Origin of the sequence: Nocardioides sp. REDSEA-S30_B4 (assembly GCF_001627265.1) — a bacterium.
Lineage (GTDB): Bacteria > Actinomycetota > Actinomycetes > Propionibacteriales > Nocardioidaceae > Nocardioides.
This window is the reverse complement of record NZ_LUPI01000001.1, coordinates 81083-96918: the sequence shown is the minus strand read 5'-3', so window position 1 is coordinate 96918 and position 15836 is coordinate 81083. Positions and strand designations below refer to the sequence as shown.

Below are 15836 nucleotides of genomic sequence, written 5' to 3'. Positions count from 1 at the left end.
CCGGGTCACGGACAGGTGGCTCGCCGGCGCACGGCGCGTGGAAGACTGCGGGCCGTGCAGACGATCGGACTCATCGGCGGGATGAGCTGGGAGAGCAGCGCCGCCTACTACGAACTCCTCAACACCGGTGTCGAGAAGCGGGTCGGCGACCTGTCGTCGGCGAAGACGATCATGTCGTCGGTCGACTTCGCCGAGGTCACGCGCCTGCAGGAGGCCGAGGACTGGGACGGCGTCGCGCGCATCCTGGTCGAGGCCGCGCAGGGCGTGGAGCGCGCAGGCGCCGACTTCCTGCTGCTGTGCACCACGACCTTCCACCGGGTCTTCGACCAGGTCGAGGCGGCGGTGGACATCCCGGTGGTGCACCTGGCCGACGTGGTCGCCGAGGCGTGCAAGGCCGCGGGGCTCTCCCAGGTCGGCTTCCTCGGGACGACCTTCGCGATGGAGCGGTCCTTCTTCACCGACCGGCTCGCCTCGCACGGCCTGACCGTCCACGTGCCGCCCACCGACCACCACGACACGGTCAACACGATCATCTACGACGAGCTCGTGCACGGCCGCGTGGTCACCAAGTCGCGGCGTACCGTCGTCAGCCTCATCGACGACCTCTGGGACGCCGGCGCGGGCGGGGTCATCCTCGGTTGCACCGAGCTCGAGCTGCTCGTCCGCCAGGCCGACGCCGACATCCCCGTCTTCCCCTGCACCAGCCTGCACGTCGAGGCTGCTCTGGACCGCGCGCTGGCCTGAGGGGCGCCGGGATACGACGAATTCGATCTCACCCTTACTGCGCAGTAAGGGTGAAAAAGAATGCGGAGTAACCCCGCCGTGTGACCCCTGTGACGCCTGAGACCCCTGAGGTCGCGCTGGACCGAGCCGGGCTCAGCCCTGCGGCGCGCGGTCCGGCGGGAAGCCACCGGTGGCGATCGGGCCCCACGAGGTGGGGGTGATCCGGAGCAGCGACTTGCCCTGACGGCGCATGGCGGCGCGGTACTCCTCCCAGTCCGGGTGCTCCCCGGAGATGCAGCGGAAGTACTCCACCAGCCCGTCCTCGGCGGCCTGCGACGGCATGTCGAGCACGGCCGCCTCGCCGTCGACCTGCACGTAGGCGTCGTCCCACCCCTGCCCGTGCACCAGCACCGAGCAGCGCGGGTCGCGCCGCAGGTTCACCGCCTTCGCGCGGTCGGGGTAGGTCGAGATCACGATCTTTCCGTCGGCGTCGACTCCCCCGGTGACCGGCGACATCTGGGGGCGTCCGTCGCGCCGGAAGGTCACCAGCGTCATGTGGTGCAGCGGCCGCACGAAGTGCAGCAGCTCGTTGAGGTCGACGCGTCGGGCTGTCGCGAGGTTCGCCATGGCCTCGACAGTACGTCGCCGACGACCCACCCCTCAGGGCCGTCGCGCGCCGAACCGGCGCATCAACACGCCGGCTCGACCCACCACGCCCACCAGCCCAGGCAGCCGTACGCCGGTCAGCGACGCTTCACGCGCACCCAGTCGCTCGCGTTGCCGGCCCGGTCGAGCACGCGGACCCAGTCCAGCAACCGGTCGTCGCGCGTGTACCCGACGGCCCGGCCGTCCACCACGCGCAAGGTCCCGGCCGACCCGTTGCGCCGCCCCGCGTGCAGGACGGTGTGCGGCCCGCTGACCCCCGAGCGACCGGCCGCGCCGGCCGTGCCCGCGGGGCCGGCCCGGTCCACCGCACGCACCCGGAGCTCCCACCGCTGCTCGCGCCGCACCCAGCGCGCCGACACCGCCTTCACGCGCGGGGCCCTGGTGTCGAGCCCGATCCGGTCGGCCAGCACCTCGCCGTCGCGAGCACCGCCGTCGATGCGCACCTGCACGCCCCTGTCCCCGGCCGCGAGGAGCCAGTCGTAGTCGCAGTCCTCCCGCAGCCCCACCGACACCGGCTCTCCGGCCTCAGCAGTCCCACCAGGCTCCGACGACCCACCGCCCAGCGCGGCGAACGTCAGCCCGGTGGCGTCCGCGGGCGCGACGACCCGCACCGTCACCTGCGGGGTGCGTGTCCAGGACTCCCCGGCGTTGACCCGCACCGACACCGGCCCGGCGCACGGCTCGGGCTCGGCGGCCAGCGGCTCGACGTCGGGCGCCCTCACTGTCCGGGCGAACCACGTGTAGGTGCCGGAGTCGAAGCGCTGCACCCGACGGTTGCCGGTGTCGGCGATCCAGAGGTTCCCCGCCAGGCCGCTGCCGTCCTGGGCGAACTGCGCCAGCGCCGCGGCGCCCCGCAGCCGGCCCACGCCCGAGCCGCCTCGACCCGGCACGCCCCGGGTCCGGTAGAGCGAGAGCTCGTTGTCCCCGTCGAGGAACTGCAGCACCTGGTTGGCCGCGTCGACCACGACCACCTGGCCGAACCGGTCGGCCACGACGCCGCTGGGCTGCGGCCGCCTCCCGCCGCCGACACGACGCACCTTGCGGACCTGCAGCGGCCGGGCGCCGTCACCGAGGCGGGCCGCGTCGAAGACCAGCAGCCGCGCGCGGTCCGGCACCGTCACCAGCAGCCGGTCGGGTCGCCCCTGGCCGGCGCGGAGGAAGGCCAGGCCGCCCGCCGGCGTCCCTCCCGGCAGCACGACGGTCGCGCGCAGCACGCCGGTGCGGGAGTACTCCGCGACCGTCCCGCGGCAGCGGTCCGCGACGTAGACCGCTCCAGGGCCGAGCGCGAGGTCGCCGTACCTCCGCGCGTCACCGCCGTCGACGGGGCAGCTCAGCACCGGCCGGTGCGCGAAGGTCCGCACCAGCCGTCCGCGCCGGTCCAACAGCGAGACGCGCTCGCCGTCGTCGACCCACAGCTGGTCGCGCCCGTCGACCGCGAGCCCGGTGACCGGCAACCCGCCGGGCACCGGCAGCGCCCTGCGCCGCGTGCCGTCGGCGCCCAGACGCACCACCCCGCGCCCGTGCTCGAACCCGACGTACGACGTCCCGCGGCTGTTCACCGCCACGGCGATGGGCCCGAGCGTGCTCGGCCCCGCCGCGTCCGGCTCGGCCGACTCCTGCTCGGCCGACTCCTGCTCGGCCGACTCCGGCTCGACCGTCGCCGCGGGCGGGTCGTCGGCCACCGCGGGCACCGCCGCACCGACGGTCGTCGAGGCGACCCCGGAGGTCACCAGCAGAGCGCCGGCCACCGCCGACGCGAGTCGTCCTCGCGCGTGATCGCGCGGCCCCCCAGCCAACGTCACCCGCCCGAGCGTAGGGAGCCGGCACCCGCCCGGGAAGGGCCCAACGACCCGCGTTACCGAAGTTCGACCGAGCTGTGGATCTCCCGGGCACCCCCGCTCCCGCGGGACGGATGACGTCCCGAGGGACCAAGGGGGTGAAGCGGCCACCTGCACGAAGGAGCCGCGAGTGGGTACCGGAGGAGCATGAGCACCTCGACCACCGCACCTCCCCGGGCGAGCGGCACCGACGACGCCGCCCTGGCCTCCCTGCGCCGCTGGAACCTCGGCCTCACGATCCTGCACGCCGCCCAGGCGGTGCTCGTGCTGGTGCTGGCCGGTGACTTCGCGATCAGCGTCGTCGAGACCTTCCCCGAGGGCCCTCCGGGCACCACGCCGCCGCAGGCCGAGGCGCTCTTCGACGTCCGGATCGGGTACGCCGTGGCGGCGTTCCTCCTGCTGGCGGCACTCGACCACGGGATGACCGCGACGGTGGCGCGCGGGGTCTACGAGCGCGACCTGCGGGCCGGGATCAACCGGTTCCGCTGGATGGAGTACTCCGTCAGCGCCACGCTGATGATCCTGCTCATCGCCTCCTACAACGGCATCACGGAGGTCTCCGCGGTGATCGCGATCGCCGGCGCCAACGTCGCGATGATCCTCTTCGGCTGGGTCCAGGAGGCCGTGAACCCGCCCGGGGAGCCGACCCGCACGATGCTGCCGTTCTGGGCGGGCACCGTCGCCGGGCTGGCGCCGTGGGTGGCGATCGTGGTCAGCACCGTGGGCGCGCCGGAGGTGCCGGGCTTCGTCTACGGGATCGTCGTGAGCCTGTTCGTGTTCTTCTCCAGCTTCGGGCTCAACCAGTGGCTGCAGTACCGCGGGGTGGGGCCGTGGGCGAGCTACGGCTTCGGCGAGAAGGCGTACCTGGTGCTGAGCCTGGTCGCCAAGAGCGCCCTGGCCTGGCAGATCTTCGGCGGGTCGCTGGCCGGCTGACGCGGGGATGAGGCGGGGCTGAGGCGGGGGCCGCTCGGCAAGGAATCGGCGTATCCGCGCGGCGGACCTAGACTCGTGGCCCGTGCCAGAGACCCGTTCCGCCCAGCTTCGCAACGTCGCCATCGTCGCCCACGTCGACCACGGGAAGACCACCCTCGTCGACGCGATGCTCCACCAGGCCGGCGCGTTCAGCGCCCACGAGGCCGAGGGCGTCGCCGAGCGCGTCATGGACTCCGGTGACCTCGAGCGCGAGAAGGGCATCACGATCCTCGCGAAGAACACCGCGGTGAAGTACGTCGGCCCCTCGGCGCCCGACGGCATGACCATCAACATCATCGACACCCCCGGCCACGCCGACTTCGGTGGCGAGGTCGAGCGCGGCCTGTCGATGGTCGACGGCATCGTGCTGCTGGTCGACGCCTCCGAGGGTCCGCTGCCGCAGACCCGCTTCGTGCTGCGCAAGGCGCTCAACGCCGACATGCCGGTGATCCTGGTCGTCAACAAGACCGACCGGTCCGACGCCCGGATCTCCGAGGTCGTCGACGAGACCTACGAGCTGTTCATGGACCTGCTCGACGAGTCGCACTCCCAGGACGCCCTGGACTTCCCGGTCGTGTACGCCTCCGGCAAGGCCGGCGTCGCGAGCCTCGAGCAGCCCGAGGACGGCACCCTGCCCGGTGACTCCCAGGACCTCGAGCCGCTGTTCCGCACGATCATCGAGACCATCCCCGCCCCGAAGTACGTCGAGGGCGCGCCCCTGCAGGCACACGTCACCAACCTCGACTCCAGCCCGTTCCTGGGTCGCCTGGCGCTGCTGCGCATCCACCAGGGCGAGCTGAAGAAGGGCCAGACCGTGGCCTGGATGCAGCGCAGCGGCGAGGTCAAGAACGTCCGCATCTCCGAGCTCCTCATCACCGAGGGCCTGGAGCGCAAGCCCGGCGAGGTCGCCTACCCCGGTGACATCGTCGCCATCGCGGGCATCCCCGACATCACCATCGGTGAGACCCTGGCCGACCCGGAGAACCCGGTCGCCCTGCCGCTGATCCACGTCGACGACCCGGCCATCTCGATGACCATCGGCACCAACACCTCCCCGCTCGTGGGCAAGGTCAAGGGCTCGAAGGTCACCGCCCGCCTGGTCAAGGACCGCCTGGACTCCGAGCTCATCGGCAACGTCTCGCTCAAGATCCTCCCGACCGACCGCCCCGACGCGTGGGAGGTCCAGGGCCGCGGCGAGCTGGCGCTGGCGATCCTCGTGGAGCAGATGCGCCGCGAGGGCTACGAGCTGACCGTCGGCAAGCCGCAGGTGGTCACCAAGGAGGTCGACGGCAAGGTCCACGAGCCGATGGAGCGCCTCACGATCGACGCCCCCGAGGAGTACCTCGGCGCGATCACCGAGCTGCTGGCCACCCGCAAGGGCCGCATGGAGCAGATGACCAACCACGGCACCGGCTGGGTGCGCATGGAGTTCGTCGTCCCCGCGCGCGGCCTGATCGGCTTCCGCACCGAGTTCCTCACCGAGACCCGCGGCACCGGCATCGCCCACCACATCTCCGAGGGCTACGAGCCGTGGGCCGGCGAGATCCGCTCGCGCAACTCCGGCTCGCTGGTCGCGGACCGCAAGGGTGCGGCGACGGCGTACGCGATGACCTCGCTCCAGGAGCGCGGCACGATGTTCGTCGAGCCGACCACCGAGGTCTACGAGGGCATGATCGTCGGCGAGAACTCCCGCGCCGACGACATGGACGTCAACATCACCAAGGAGAAGCAGCAGACCAACATCCGGTCCGCCACCTCCGACAACTTCGAGAAGCTCATCCCGCCGCGCAAGCTCAGCCTCGAGCAGTGCCTGGAGTTCTGCCGCGAGGACGAGTGCGTCGAGGTCACCCCCGACAGCGTCCGCATCCGCAAGGTCATCCTCGACCAGAACGAGCGGGCGAAGATCGCGAGCCGCGCGCGCAAGGCCGCCCGCGGCTGACCGCGGCTGACCGGGGCTTCACCCGCACACCGAGCAGCACGAAGGCGCCGGGGCCGTCCGCGAGGACGGCCCCGGCGCCTTTCTGCGTCCGGCCCCGGAGAGGTCCCGGGCAGGAGCGGCTCAGCCGGCCCCGACGATCATCAGCGTCCCGGCGAAGACGATCCCGGAGAGCACCAGCGTCACGAAGGTGTAGCCCAGGATGTCGCGCACCCGCAGGCCCGCGACCGCCAGCAGCGGCACCGCCCAGAACGGCTGGATCATGTTGGTCCACTGGTCGCCGTACGCGATCGCCATGATCACCACCGACTGGTCGACGCCCTGCGCGTCGGCGGCCCCGGCGAACAGCGGCGCCATCAGCGCGAACTGGCCCCCGCCGGAGGGCACGAACATGTTGAGCAGCCCCGCGGAGAGGAAGGCCAGCACGCCCAGCGTGCCCGGGCTGGAGACGTCGATGAAGAACTCGCTGATGATCTCGACCAGCCCGGTCGCGCCCATCATCCCGATGATGCCAGCGTAGAGCGGGTACTGCAGCAGCACCTCGCCGACGGTCCGGCCGCCGCGGGCGATCAGCTCGGCGAGCTCCTTGGCGTTGCCCACGAGGAGCAGGATCAGCGCCAGGAAGGTCCAGTTGACCAGGTCGAGGTTGAGGGTGAACCCGTTGTCGTAGAAGAACAGCACCAGGTACGTCGACATGAAGACTCCGGCCAGCAGCGTGACGCCGCGGAAGGTGTCGATGCGGTCCGCCGGCGAGGGCCGGGTCTCGTGGTCGACCGACGTCGCCGCCGGGGCCTCGGCCGCCTCGTCGTACACCGCGTCGGGGGCGGCGACCACGTCCTTCTCGTCCGAGGGGGCGAGCGCCATCATCGCGACGGTGATGACCGCCAGCGTGACCAGCGTGGCGATGATGTTCCAGGACGAGAAGGTCGTCTCCGCGACGGGGACCAGCCCGCCGGGCAGGTCGGTGTAGGCACCGCCCTCGGTGGCGGCGTTCAGCGGGCCCGAGCCGGAGTAGCCCATGTGCCACACCACGAAGCCGGAGTAGCCGGCCGCGACCAGCAGCGGGTAGTGCAGCGGCCGGCCGCGGTCGCGGAAGACCCGCGAGACCTCGACCGCCATGACGCCCGCGACGATCAGCCCGAGGCCGAAGCTGACCAGCGAGGCCAGGCCGCCGACCAGCGCGAGGTACCCGTAGGCCTGGCGGGGGCTGCGCGGTAGCTGCGCGACCTTCACCAGGAGCTTGTGCGCGGGGCCGACGTTGGCCAGCGAGTAGCCCAGCAGCAGCACCAGCGCCACCTGGGTCATGAAGGCGAGCAGGCCGGTGAGGCCGTCGCCCCAGGCCAGCACGACCTCGTCGGCGGAGGCGTCGGTCATGGTCAGCGCCATCACCGCCACGACGGCGGTGAGCAGGACCGCCAGCGCCAGCGGGCCGGGTATCCACCGCTCCACGAAGCGGCTCAGGGGTCGGGACAGGGAGGAGAGCATGGGCAGCCTTCCAAGAGAGGGGTGGGTCGAGGGTCCGAGAGGTCCGAGAGGGGGTGGGCGGGGGTGGGGCGGGGCGGAAGCCCGAGCGTCAGGTGCCTCGCAACACGCGGCGCTGGATCTTGCCGGTGGCGGTGGTGGGCAGCGCGTCGGTGAGGACCACCCGCCGCGGCACCTTGTACGCCGCCAGCCGCTCGCGTGCGAAGGCGACCAGCTCCTCGGGGCCGACCTGGGCGCCCGGCACGAGCACGACGTGCGCCACGACCGCCTCGCCGCGGTAGTCGTCGGGCTCCCCCACCACCGCGACCTGGTGCACCGCGTCGTGCCGGGTGAGGACGTCCTCGACCTCGCGCGGCCACACCTTGTAGCCGGAGGTGTTGATCTGGTCCTTGAGCCGGTCGACGATGTAGACCCAGCCGTCCTCGTCGACCATCGCGCCGTCACCGGTGCGCAGCCGACCGCCGGGCATGGTGCGAGCCGTCGCCTCCTCGTTGCGCCAGTAGCCGGGCACGATGCTCGGGCCGGTGATCTCCAGCTCGCCGTGCTCACGCGGGCCGAGCGGCTCGCCGGCGGGGTCCAGCACCCGCACCTCGACGCCGGGGTAGGGCTTGCCGATGGCCAGGGAGCCGGTGACCGGGTCGACGGGGGCCCGCTCCCCCAGCGGGACGGCGATGCAGGCCGAGGTGGTCTCGGTCATGCCGAAGATGTTGTGGATGTAGAGGCCGAAGGAGTCGGCGAAGCGGTCCACGGTCGCCGGCGGCACCGGCGCGCCGCCGGACCACAGGTGCCGGATGCTCGCGAAGGTGCCGCGGTCGGCGCCCTCGGCCTGGGCGAGGCCGTGGTAGACGGTGATCGAGCCGGTCGTGGTCGTGACGCCGTGGCGGCGGCAGGCCTCGACGATCTTCTCCGAGGAGGTCCGCCCGACGAGCACGACGGCGGAGCCGGCCAGCAGCGGGGCGGCCGTGGTGATGACCGCGCCGGTGATGTGGAAGACCGGGGCCACGCACAGCACGCGGTCCTCGGCCCCCAGGCCCATCTGCTCGCGGACGCCCGCCGCCACGGCGAGGACGTTGGCGTGGGTGTTCATCGCGCCCTTGGGCGGGCCGGTCGTGCCGGAGGTGTAGGTCAGCAGGGCGACGTCGTCGGGCTCGGTCGTGACCGTGCTCGGGGTGCTGCCGGCGTGCTCGGCGACGACGTCGTCGAGGGCGGTCACCCCCGCCGGGACCACGGGACGGTCGGCGGTGCCGGTGTCGGTGGTGGCCCAGACGGTCTCGACGTCGGTGCCAGTCGCCGCCTCGGCCAGGCGGGCGCACAGCGAGGAGTCGGTGACGACGAGCCGGGCGCCGGAGTCGCGCAGCAGGTGCCGCAGCTCCTCACCGGCGTACATCGGGTTGAGCAGGGCCACGATCGCCCCGCGCCGCCAGGCGGCGAGCAGCGTCGTGAGCGCGTCGGGGACGTTCTGGAGCAGCAGCCCCACCCGGTCGCCGCTGCCGATGCCGGCGCGCTCGAGGCCCACGGCCATCGCGTCCACGCGTGCGTCGAGCTCCTCCGCGGACCACGCCGCGTCCTCGTGCAGCACGGCGACGCCGCGCGGTGCCGCGGCCACCCGTGCGCGCCACGCTGCGTCCAGACCTGCGTCCAGACCGGCGTCCAGACTCCCCTGTGCGGACTGCATCTCCCGAGCCTCCTGTCCCTCCCGAGACCGAGCGATCGCTCGGTCGGACAGGGAGACTGTGCCAAGGCTCACACCGCACGTCAAGACCGTCGACGCCTGGTGGCAGGGTGAGGCCCATGGTTCTCGGGATGCCGGTGGAGTACTTCGTCCACGAGGTCGCGCGCGTGCTGGTGTACGCCGCCCTCGCGATCGTCTGCGTGGAGCGCTGGCGCGACGGCGCCTGGGCCCGCACGGGGGCCGTCGCAGGTGCGCTGGGCGCGCTGCTGGCGGCGTACTACCTGGGCAGCTACCTGATGTTCGTCAACGGGCACACGGCGCTGATGGACCTGCGCGAGAGCCTCTCGCTGGACCGGTTCCTCACCTGGGCCGACCTGCTGGTGCTCGGCGGGCTGTGCGCCGCGGTGGTGCTGGGTCGCAGCCGCCCGCCGCGGTCGACCGAGCAGCCCGCGGGGACCGTGGGGTCCTCCGCGGAGTAGCCCTCAGACCAGGTCGAGCATCTTGCGGCGCCGGCCCTCCTGGGCGGGGTGGTAGGCCTGGGCGACCTCGCCGGTGCCCCGGACGCGGAGGGCGCCGTCCTCGGGGCCGGCGTACATCACCGACCCGCGCGTGAGGCGCAGCGTCTCCCCGTGGGCGTTGGTCAGCTCGACCTCGCCACCGGTGCAGACCAGGATGCGGGCGTCGATCTCGGGCAGCTCCACGCCGTCGCGGTCGGCCTGGGAGGTCTGGCACACCGCCAGCCCGAACTCCCCCTCCCCGGGCTCGAAGACGTCGGTGCTGGTGCCGACCAGCTCGGGGCTGACCCGCGCCAGGCGCGACATCTCGGCGTCGATGCTGGCGACCACCCCGGCGGGGTCGAGGTGCTTGGGGGTCAACCCGGCGCGCAGCACGTTGTCGGAGTTGACCATCACCTCCACGCACATGCCGCTCATGTGGGCGTGGATGATGCCGGCGCCGAGGTAGGCGGCCTCCCCGGGCTGGAGCGTGAGCCGGTTGAGCAGCATCGACACGATCACCCCGACGTCACCGGGGTAGTGCGGCGCGATCTCCACGACCGAGGCGTAGGCGCGCTTGATGTCCAGGCCCAGGCCCAGCCGCGCGTGGCAGAGCGCCACGACCTGGTGCACCTCGTGCACCGACGGCGGCTCCATCAGCAACCGCTCCAGCATCCGCACGATGCCGTGGAAGCCGGGGGTGCGGGTCAGCTGGTCGACCATCCGCTGCGCGACCGGGTGGTCCAGCGGCGAGAGGATCCGCAGGATCTCCGCCGTCGGCCGGAACCCGACCAGGGTGTCGAACGGCGTCAGCGCGTAGACCATCTCCGGCTTGGGGTTGGCGTCCTTGTAGAGCCGGTGCGGCGCGTCCAGCGGGACCCCGGCGGCCTCCTCGGCCTCGAAGCCCTTGCGCGCCAGCTCGGCGTTGGGGTGCACCTGGATCGACAGCGGGCGGGCCGCGGAGAGGATCTTCATCATGAACGGCAGCTCGCCGGCGACGTCGGAGAGCGGCACCTTGCCGTGCGCGCCGTCGACCATCGCCGGGCCCAGCGGGTGGGTGCCCATCCACACCTCGGCCACCGGCGCGCCGGTCGAGGGCCGCGCCAGGAAGAACGGGATGTCCTGGGCCGTCCCCCAGGCGTAGTCCTGCGTCGGGCAGTCGAGGAGGTGCATGGGCACGACCCTAAGGTCCGCGCGGATCCCGCGGATGACGATGGGGTCAAAAGTGAAGGCCGCCCCGATCACGGGACGAGCCGGGTGCCCCCCTTTACGATCCTGGAGGGCACGCCCGTGCCCGCGGGCGAGCGAGGGGGAGCGGGATGAGCGTCGAGCAGACCGACCGTGCCTTCCAGCGCGCCCTGCGCGAGCAGCTGGCGCGCAACGAGCTGACCTTCGCCCACGCCCCGATCGGGCAGGCCATCGTCGAGCTCGACGGCTCGTGGCGGCAGGTCAACAGCGCCCTGCTGCAGATGCTGGAGTACGACGAGGCCGACCTGCTGGCGATGACCTTCCAGGACATCACCCACCCCGAGGACCTCGACCTCGACCTCGGGCTGCTCCAGCAGACGCTGGACGGCGAGATCACGTCGTACCAGATGGAGAAGCGCTACTTCACCCGCACCGGCCGCACCGTGTGGGCGCTGCTGTCGGTGGCGCTGGTGCGCGACGAGGACGACCAGCCGCTCTACTTCATCTCCCAGATCCTCGACATCACCGCGCACAAGAAGCAGGTGCAGGCGCTCCAGGACTTCACCGCGATGCTCGCCCACGACCTGCGCACCCCGGCGGCGGTCATCGCGGGGTTCGCGCAGCTGCTGTCGACCGGGCCGTACGACGACGAGGTCACCTCGATCGCGCGGCGCATCGAGCGCGCCTCCACGACGATCGTGGACCTGCTGGAGAACGCCCTGACCACCGAGTCGATCGACTCCGGCCGGCTGACCGCGCGGCCCACGGCCGTCGACGTGCGCGACGCGGTCACCACCGCGGTGCAGGCGGCACTGAGCGCGGCGGAGATGAACGAGCAGCAGCTGGAGGTGGACACCTCCGGACTCGTCCCCGCCGTCGCCTGGGTGGACCCGGTGCACCTCGAGCAGGTGATGACCAACGTGATCGGCAACGCTCGGAAGTACGGCGGCTCGCACGTCCGCGTCAGCACCCGGGTCGCCGACCGGCGCGTGGAGATCCTCGTCGAGGACGACGGCCCCGGGGTGCCCGTGCGCTTCGTGCCGCAGCTCTTCGAGCGCTACAGCCGGTCCCAGGAGGCCCGCACGAGCAAGCAGCGCGGGTCGGGCCTGGGGCTCTACATCGTCCGGGACCTGCTCACCGCCAACGACGCCACCATCGACTACGAGGAGTCGGCCCTCGGGGGTGCTGGGTTCCGGGTGACCCTGCCGGCTGCGTGAGGCCGGCCCGGGCCGGGATACGACGAATTCGATCTCACCCTTACTGCGCAGTAAGGGTGAAATGGAATGCGGAGTAACCCCGCTGTGCGACCCCTGTGACGCCAGTGACGCCTGAGGCGTCAGCCCCGCGAGGCTGCGTACGCCGCGATGTCAGCCAGCGCGGAGGGGTCGTCGAGCGCTCCAGCGGCGACGACGTCCTCGGGCGGGGCACCACGGAGGATCTTCTTGACCGGCACCTCGAGCTTCTTGCCCGACAGCGTGCGCGGCAGCGCCCGGACGACCTGGAGGGTGTCGGGGACGTGGCGCGGCGACAGTCGGCTGCGCAGCACGCCGGCGATCCTGCGCGGCAGGTCCTCGGACGCCGCCACACCAGGCGCGAGCGACACGAAGAGCACCAGCTCCCCTGCCCCGCCGGCGGGGTCCTCGAGGTGCACGACGAGCGAGTCCTTCACCTCGGGCAGCTCCTCGACGACGCGGTAGAACTCCGAGGTGCCGAGCCGCACTCCCCCGCGGTTGAGCGTGGCGTCCGAGCGCCCGGTGATGACCAGCGAGCCGCGCGAGGTGACGGTCACCCAGTCGCCGTGCCGCCACACGCCGGGGATCTCCTCGAAGTACGCCGAGTGGTACCGCGACCCGTCCTCGTCGCCCCAGAAGCCGACCGGCATCGACGGCATCGGGCGGGTGATCACGAGCTCGCCGACCTCGTCGACCACCGGCGACCAGTCGCCGGCCCCGAGCGTCGACTCGGCGTAGGCCTCGACCCCGATCCCGGGCAGCCGGGCGGAGATCTCCCCCTCCCACACCGGGGTCAGCGGGGTGACGCCCACGAAGGCGTTGCACACGTCGGTGCCACCGGACATCGAGCCGATCTGGGCCGTGGACGACACCGCCTCGTGCACCCAGCGGAACCCCTCGGCCGGCAGCGGCGCACCGGTCGAGCCGACCCCCCGCAGCCGCGAGAGGTCGACCGCGGAGCCGGGCGAGAGCCCCTCCTTGCGGCAGGTCATCAGGAACGGCGCCGAGGTGCCGTAGTAGGTCAGCTCCGCGTCGGCGGCGAGCTCCCACTGCGACAGCAACGACGGGTGCGCGGGGTTGCCGTCGAAGAGGACGACGGTCGAGCCGACCAGCAGCCCGGACACGAGGTAGTTCCACATCATCCAGCCGGTCGTGGAGAACCACGAGAACCGGTCCTCGGGCCCGAGGTCGGTGAACAGCGCGAGCGCCGCCGCGTGCCCGAGGGTGATGCCGCCGTGGCCGTGCAGGATGGCCTTCGGCAGCCCGGTGGTCCCGCTGGAGAACAACACGTAGAGCGGGTGGTCGAAGGGCACCGGCTCGAAGGCCACGACCTCGCGCAGGTCGGGGTGCAGGTCGGCCCACAGCACGGTGTGGCGGGAGTCGGTGCCGGCGGGGCCGGTCGAGGCGGCGTCGAGGTAGGGCAGGTGGATCACGCCGGTCACCGTCGGCAGCGCGGCCAGCACCTCGGCGACCTCCGCCTCGCGCGAGACCGGCTTGGCGCCGTACTGGTAGCCGTCGACGACCATCAGCACCCTCGGCTCGATCTGCCCGAGCCGGTCGACGACCGACTGGGTGCCGAACTCAGGGGCCACCGAGCAGAACACCGCCCCCAGCGAGGCGGTCGCGAGCAGCAGGACCAGCGGGCCCTTCCAGCGGCGGCGCGAGCATCGCCTCGGCGTAGTTGGTGGTGACCTCGGGGAACCACACGGCCCCCGGCAGCCGCTCGTCGGCCAGCGCCACCGTCGGCTCGGGCGAGGCCGGCAGCCGCAGCTCGCGCCAGACCTCGAGCCAGAAGGTGTCGAGGTGCTCCAGGCTCCACCGGCGCAGCGCCTCGTAGTCACGCCCGAGGTCGACGCCGTAGTCGGCCTCCAGCCGCAGCGCGAAGCGGCCCAGCCGGGAGTCCTCCCACGCGGCGGGCTCCCACAGCACGGGAGGCACGGTCTGGGCCGAGGCCGGAGGGACGGTCCGAGATGTGTCCTCGCTCACCGGACCACCCTAGAACGAGGCGTGGACACCGGGTCAGCCCGCCTCAGCACCTACCGTGGTTGACGTGGACAACCGGGGGACCGCGTCGGCCGCACCCGGTGGTCGAGCAGCGAGGAGCGCCAGCGACGAGCGGGCGTCGAGACCACACCCCTCAGCGCCCCGCCCCCTCCTCCTCACCACCCTCGCCCTGCTGACCACGATCACCGCGATCACCAGCAGCCTCGGGGCGCCGCTGGTGCCGAGCGTGGTCGACGCCTTCGACGTCCGCCTCACGACCGCGCAGTGGAGCCTGACGGCCGCTCTGCTCGCGGGGGCGGTGAGCACGCCGGTGGTGGGCCGCTTCGCGGCGGGGAGGGTACGCCGCCCGACCATCCTCGCGGGCCTGGCGACGGTCCTGGCCGGCACCGTCCTGGCCGCGGTGTCGGTGCCGCTGGGCGTGTTCGGTGTCCTCGTGGCGGCCCGGGCGCTGCAGGGCATCGGGATGTCGCTGGTGCCGCTGGCGATGGCGGTGGCCAGGGACGAGACGACCGGCGAGCGGACCTCCCGCGCGATCGCGCTGCTGAGCGTGACGATGGTGGCGGGCGCGGGCCTGGGGTACCCCCTCACCGCGCTGATGGCCGAGCTCGGCGGGCTCGTCGCGGCCTACCTGCTCGGCGCGGTGCTGACCGGCATCAGCCTGCTGATGGCGTGGCGCTTCGTGCCACCGGCCCCGGGCGACGAGCGCGGCCGCGTCGACTGGGTCGGGGCGGCGGGGCTGACGGTCGCGATGCTGGCGACGCTGCTGGCGATCTCCGAGGGCGAGGTGTGGGGCTGGACCAGCGCCCGGACGATCGGCCTGGGGACGCTCGGGGTGCTCGGCCTGGCCGGCTGGACGACGTACACGCTGCGCAGCAGGTTCCCCCTCGTCGACCTCCGCTTGGCGGTGCGCCCCGGCATCGCGGCGCCCAACCTGGTGGCGATCGTCGCCGGCCTGGGGATGTACTCCCTGCTCACCCTGGTCGTCGTCCTGGTCCGCGCCGACTCCCCGGGCTTCGGCCTCGGGGAGAGCGTGCTCGCGGCCGGCATGGTGCTCGTGCCGTACTCCCTCATGTCGGTCCTCGGCAACCAGCTCGCCCGCCTCGTGCTCGCGCGCGTGGGCCATCGCGTCCTGCTGCCCGCCGGGAGCCTGATGTTCATGAGCGCCACGCTGGCGCTGGCGGTGTGGCACGACCACCTGTGGCAGGCGCTCGCGGTGATGGCGCTCGGCGGCCTCGGCTCCGGCTTCACCTTCTCCAGCCTCGCGGTCCTGATGGTCCCCCACGTCCCCGCCGCCGAGACCGGCTCGGCGATGGCGTTCAACCAGGTCCTGCGCTACCTCGGCTTCACCGCCGGCTCGGCGGTCTCGGTCGCCCTGATGGCGGCGTACGGCGGTGGCGACACCGGCTTCGAGCGGGCCCTGCTCACGCTCTCGGGCGTGTGGCTGGTCGCGATCGGCGGCGCGGTCCTGCTCGATCGGCGGACCGTCGCGGGATACGACGAATCAGATCTCACCCTTACTGCGCAGTAAGGGTGAGAACTAATTCGTCGTATCCCGACGCTGCCGCCGCCGAACCCGCCAGCCGTCCACAGCCCCCACGACCAGCGGCCGCATCCACAGGCTCCCTCCAC

General features: G+C 72.5%; 13 protein-coding genes. 6 read left to right on the top strand and 7 right to left on the bottom strand.

All coding sequences use genetic code 11. From position 1 onward, the window contains the following. Positions 1-54 precede the first annotated feature (54 nt). On the top strand, positions 55-744 hold the full coding sequence (locus A6R01_RS00440) for an aspartate/glutamate racemase family protein (protein ID WP_292602235.1): 690 nt from the start codon (positions 55-57) through the stop codon (positions 742-744). A gap of 132 nt (positions 745-876) precedes the next feature. Here A6R01_RS00440 and A6R01_RS00435 read toward each other — a convergent pair whose 3' ends face one another. Together A6R01_RS00435 and A6R01_RS00430 are read right to left on the bottom strand one after the other, a co-directional pair. Continuing rightward, positions 877-1350: a PPOX class F420-dependent oxidoreductase gene (locus tag A6R01_RS00435; protein WP_292602232.1), complete on the bottom strand. Its 474-nt coding sequence runs from the start codon at positions 1348-1350 to the stop codon at positions 877-879. A 116-nt stretch (positions 1351-1466) separates the two neighbouring features. After that, positions 1467-3191 (bottom strand): hypothetical protein, encoded by a 1725-nt coding sequence (locus A6R01_RS00430; protein WP_292602229.1) that lies wholly within the window; start codon positions 3189-3191, stop codon positions 1467-1469. 183 nt (positions 3192-3374) lie between these two features. Between A6R01_RS00430 and heR the strand changes: the two genes are divergently transcribed. Next, positions 3375-4160 (top strand): heliorhodopsin HeR, encoded by a 786-nt coding sequence (heR, locus tag A6R01_RS00425; protein WP_292602226.1) that lies wholly within the window; start codon positions 3375-3377, stop codon positions 4158-4160. A gap of 82 nt (positions 4161-4242) precedes the next feature. Continuing rightward, positions 4243-6138 (top strand): translational GTPase TypA, encoded by a 1896-nt coding sequence (gene typA, locus A6R01_RS00420; RefSeq protein WP_292602223.1) that lies wholly within the window; start codon positions 4243-4245, stop codon positions 6136-6138. Positions 6139-6258: 120 nt separating this feature from the next. On the opposite strand, the gene A6R01_RS00415 is transcribed toward typA, so the two are convergent. Then, entirely contained in the window at positions 6259-7620 is a 1362-nt protein-coding gene (locus A6R01_RS00415; protein WP_292602221.1) for a TIGR00366 family protein, read from the bottom strand. An 88-nt stretch (positions 7621-7708) separates the two neighbouring features. After that, complete coding sequence (locus A6R01_RS00410) at positions 7709-9292, bottom strand: AMP-binding protein (protein ID WP_292602217.1); 1584 nt, start codon at positions 9290-9292, stop codon at positions 7709-7711. Between the two features lie 116 nt (positions 9293-9408). Between A6R01_RS00410 and A6R01_RS00405 the strand changes: the two genes are divergently transcribed. Next, on the top strand, positions 9409-9768 hold the full coding sequence (locus A6R01_RS00405) for a hypothetical protein (RefSeq protein ID WP_292602213.1): 360 nt from the start codon (positions 9409-9411) through the stop codon (positions 9766-9768). Between the two features lie 3 nt (positions 9769-9771). Here A6R01_RS00405 and manA read toward each other — a convergent pair whose 3' ends face one another. Continuing rightward, positions 9772-10956 (bottom strand): mannose-6-phosphate isomerase, class I, encoded by a 1185-nt coding sequence (gene manA, locus A6R01_RS00400; RefSeq protein WP_292602210.1) that lies wholly within the window; start codon positions 10954-10956, stop codon positions 9772-9774. Positions 10957-11102: 146 nt separating this feature from the next. Between manA and A6R01_RS00395 the strand changes: the two genes are divergently transcribed. Next, entirely contained in the window at positions 11103-12188 is a 1086-nt protein-coding gene (locus A6R01_RS00395) for a sensor histidine kinase KdpD (protein ID WP_292602207.1), read from the top strand. 119 nt (positions 12189-12307) lie between these two features. Here A6R01_RS00395 and A6R01_RS00390 read toward each other — a convergent pair whose 3' ends face one another. Both A6R01_RS00390 and A6R01_RS00385 read right to left on the bottom strand, forming a co-directional pair. Then, complete coding sequence (locus tag A6R01_RS00390; RefSeq protein ID WP_292602204.1) at positions 12308-13795, bottom strand: acetoacetate--CoA ligase; 1488 nt, start codon at positions 13793-13795, stop codon at positions 12308-12310. Continuing rightward, complete coding sequence (locus A6R01_RS00385) at positions 13785-14189, bottom strand: acetyl-coenzyme A synthetase N-terminal domain-containing protein (RefSeq protein ID WP_292602202.1); 405 nt, start codon at positions 14187-14189, stop codon at positions 13785-13787. Before A6R01_RS00385 ends, A6R01_RS00390 begins: the two co-directional genes overlap by 11 nt. A 64-nt stretch (positions 14190-14253) precedes the next feature. Between A6R01_RS00385 and A6R01_RS00380 the strand changes: the two genes are divergently transcribed. Beyond that, complete coding sequence (locus A6R01_RS00380; protein ID WP_292602199.1) at positions 14254-15735, top strand: MFS transporter; 1482 nt, start codon at positions 14254-14256, stop codon at positions 15733-15735. Positions 15736-15836: the final 101 nt, after the last annotated feature.

Coding starts and splice junctions, on each gene's coding strand:
- A6R01_RS00410 (WP_292602217.1), bottom strand. CDS start 9,292: ATGCAGTCCGCACAGGGGAGTCTGGACGCCGGTCTGGACGCAGGTCTG.
- A6R01_RS00405 (WP_292602213.1), top strand. CDS start 9,409: ATGGTTCTCGGGATGCCGGTGGAGTACTTCGTCCACGAGGTCGCGCGC.
- manA (WP_292602210.1), bottom strand. CDS start 10,956: ATGCACCTCCTCGACTGCCCGACGCAGGACTACGCCTGGGGGACGGCC.
- heR (WP_292602226.1), top strand. CDS start 3,375: ATGAGCACCTCGACCACCGCACCTCCCCGGGCGAGCGGCACCGACGAC.
- A6R01_RS00415 (WP_292602221.1), bottom strand. CDS start 7,620: ATGCTCTCCTCCCTGTCCCGACCCCTGAGCCGCTTCGTGGAGCGGTGG.
- A6R01_RS00395 (WP_292602207.1), top strand. CDS start 11,103: ATGAGCGTCGAGCAGACCGACCGTGCCTTCCAGCGCGCCCTGCGCGAG.
- A6R01_RS00435 (WP_292602232.1), bottom strand. CDS start 1,350: ATGGCGAACCTCGCGACAGCCCGACGCGTCGACCTCAACGAGCTGCTG.